Here is a 2,500-nt window from a genome sequence, read left to right on the forward strand (position 1 = left end):
TAGCTTCTAGCTTCTAGCTTCTAGCTTGGGGCTTGGGGCTTGGGGCTTGGGGCTTGGGGGTAGAAGAGACCTACTTAGGCAGCGAGCATGCTCGCTGTCCCTGCGGGACGCCTGCGGCGCCTCACCCTGGCACCTGCGGTGCATCGGGTGTCACATGGGCCCAAGAGTAGGGAGAGGAGCTCACCGTGATCCTAAATAAAACAAAAAACCCCCGACACTTTCGTGGCGGGGGTCTTTTGTTTTATTTAAGAGCCTGACGATGACCTACTCTCACATGGGGAAACCCCACACTACCATCGGCGATATGTCGTTTCACTTCTGAGTTCGGCATGGGATCAGGTGGTTCCAACACTCTATGGTCGTCAGGCAAACTGGTTTAGCTTTCGCTAAATTAGGTTGCCTCGCCGGTGTACAACATTGCTCACCGGCAAAGCCAATTGGGAATGAGAAGTGTGCTATTCAATGACGCAAGCGTCCAATCTCTGACACCGTATCTTTGCGGTCCTGGCTCTCGGAGCCGAGACTGCTTTGGTGTTATATAGTCAAGCCTCACGGGCAATTAGTACTGGTTAGCTTCACGCCTTACAACGCTTCCACACCCAGCCTATCAACGTTGTGGTCTTCAACGGCCCTTCAGGGGGGTCAAGCCCCCAGGGAGATCTCATCTTGAGGGAGGCTTCCCGCTTAGATGCTTTCAGCGGTTATCCCGTCCGAACGTAGCTACCCGGCAATGCCACTGGCGTGACAACCGGAACACCAGAGGTTCGTCCACTCCGGTCCTCTCGTACTAGGAGCAGCTCCTCTCAAATCTCCAACGCCCACGGCAGATAGGGACCGAACTGTCTCACGACGTTCTAAACCCAGCTCGCGTACCTCTTTAAATGGCGAACAGCCATACCCTTGGGACCGGCTTCAGCCCCAGGATGAGATGAGCCGACATCGAGGTGCCAAACACCGCCGTCGATATGAACTCTTGGGCGGTATCAGCCTGTTATCCCCGGAGTACCTTTTATCCGTTGAGCGATGGCCCTTCCATACAGAACCACCGGATCACTAAGACCTGCTTTCGCACCTGCTCGACTTGTAGGTCTCGCAGTCAAGCACCCTTCTACCTTTACGCTCGTTGCACGATGTCCGACCGTGCTGAGGGTACCTTTGTGCTCCTCCGTTACTCTTTGGGAGGAGACCGCCCCAGTCAAACTACCCACCACACAATGTCCCCGATCCAGATAATGGACCTAGGTTAGAACCTCAAACATGCCAGGCTGGTATTTCAAGGACGACTCCACGATGACTAGCGTCACCGCTTCAAAGTCTCCCAGCTATCCTACACAAGCAGGTTCAAAGTCCACTGTGAAGCTATAGTAAAGGTTCACGGGGTCTTTCCGTCTAGCCGCGGGTACACAGCATCTTCACTGCGATTTCGATTTCACTGAGTCTCGGGTGGAGACAGCGCCCCCATCATTACGCCATTCGTGCAGGTCGGAACTTACCCGACAAGGAATTTCGCTACCTTAGGACCGTTATAGTTACGGCCGCCGTTTACCGGGGCTTCGATCAAGAGCTTCGCCGAAGCTAACCCCATCAATTAACCTTCCGGCACCGGGCAGGCGTCACACCCTATACGTCCGCTTACGCGTTTGCAGAGTGCTGTGTTTTTAATAAACAGTTGCAGGGGCCTTTTCACTGCGACCGCCAATAGCTCAGAGAGCAAGTCTCATCACCGTCAGCGGCGTACCTTCTCCCGAAGTTACGGTACAATTTTGCCTAGTTCCTTCACCCGAGTTCTCTCAAGCGCCTTAGAATACTCATCCCAACCACCTGTGTCGGTTTGGGGTACGGTTCCTTATAACCTGAAGCTTAGAAGATTTTCCTGGAAGCATGGCATCAACCACTTCCCGGTCACAAAGGACCAGTGGTCTCGGTTCTCAGCCTTAAGGTGCCGGATTTGCCTAACACCTCAGCCTACGACCTTTCCCCGGGACAACCAACGCCCGGTAGGTATAGCCTTCTCCGTCTCTCCATCGCAGTTATAAGAAGTACGGGAATATTAACCCGTTTCCCATCAGCTACGCATTTCTGCCTCGCCTTAGGGGCCGACTCACCCTGCGCCGATTAGCGTTGCGCAGGAAACCTTGGTCTTTCGGCGTGGGAGTTTTTCACTCCCATTATCGTTACTCACGTCAGCATTCGCACTTGTGATATCTCCAGCATGCTTCTCAACACACCTTCACAGACTTACACAACGCTCCCCTACCACGTGCACTAAGTGCACATCCGCAGCTTCGGTATCCAGTTTGAGCCCCGTTACATCTTCCGCGCAGGCCGACTCGACTAGTGAGCTATTACGCTTTCTTTAAAGGGTGGCTGCTTCTAAGCCAACCTCCTAGCTGTCTGAGCCTTCCCACATCGTTTCCCACTTAACTGGAATTTGGGGACCTTAGCTGGCGGTCTGGGTTGTTTCCCTCTTCACGACGGACGTTAGCACCCGCCGTGTGTC

General features: G+C 53.9%; 2 rRNA genes (1 of these 2 cut by a window edge). Both read right to left on the reverse strand.

The window, feature by feature from the left end:
• Positions 1 to 251: 251 nt before the first annotated feature.
• Positions 252 to 367 (reverse strand): 5S ribosomal RNA (gene rrf, locus ACMG4N_RS00005).
• Between the two features lie 171 nt (positions 368 to 538).
• A 23S ribosomal RNA gene (locus ACMG4N_RS00010) occupies positions 539 to 2,500 on the reverse strand (it continues 930 nt past the right edge of the window).

Origin of the sequence: Alcanivorax sp. IL2 (assembly GCF_047495475.1) — a bacterium.
Classification (GTDB): domain Bacteria; phylum Pseudomonadota; class Gammaproteobacteria; order Pseudomonadales; family Alcanivoracaceae; genus Alcanivorax.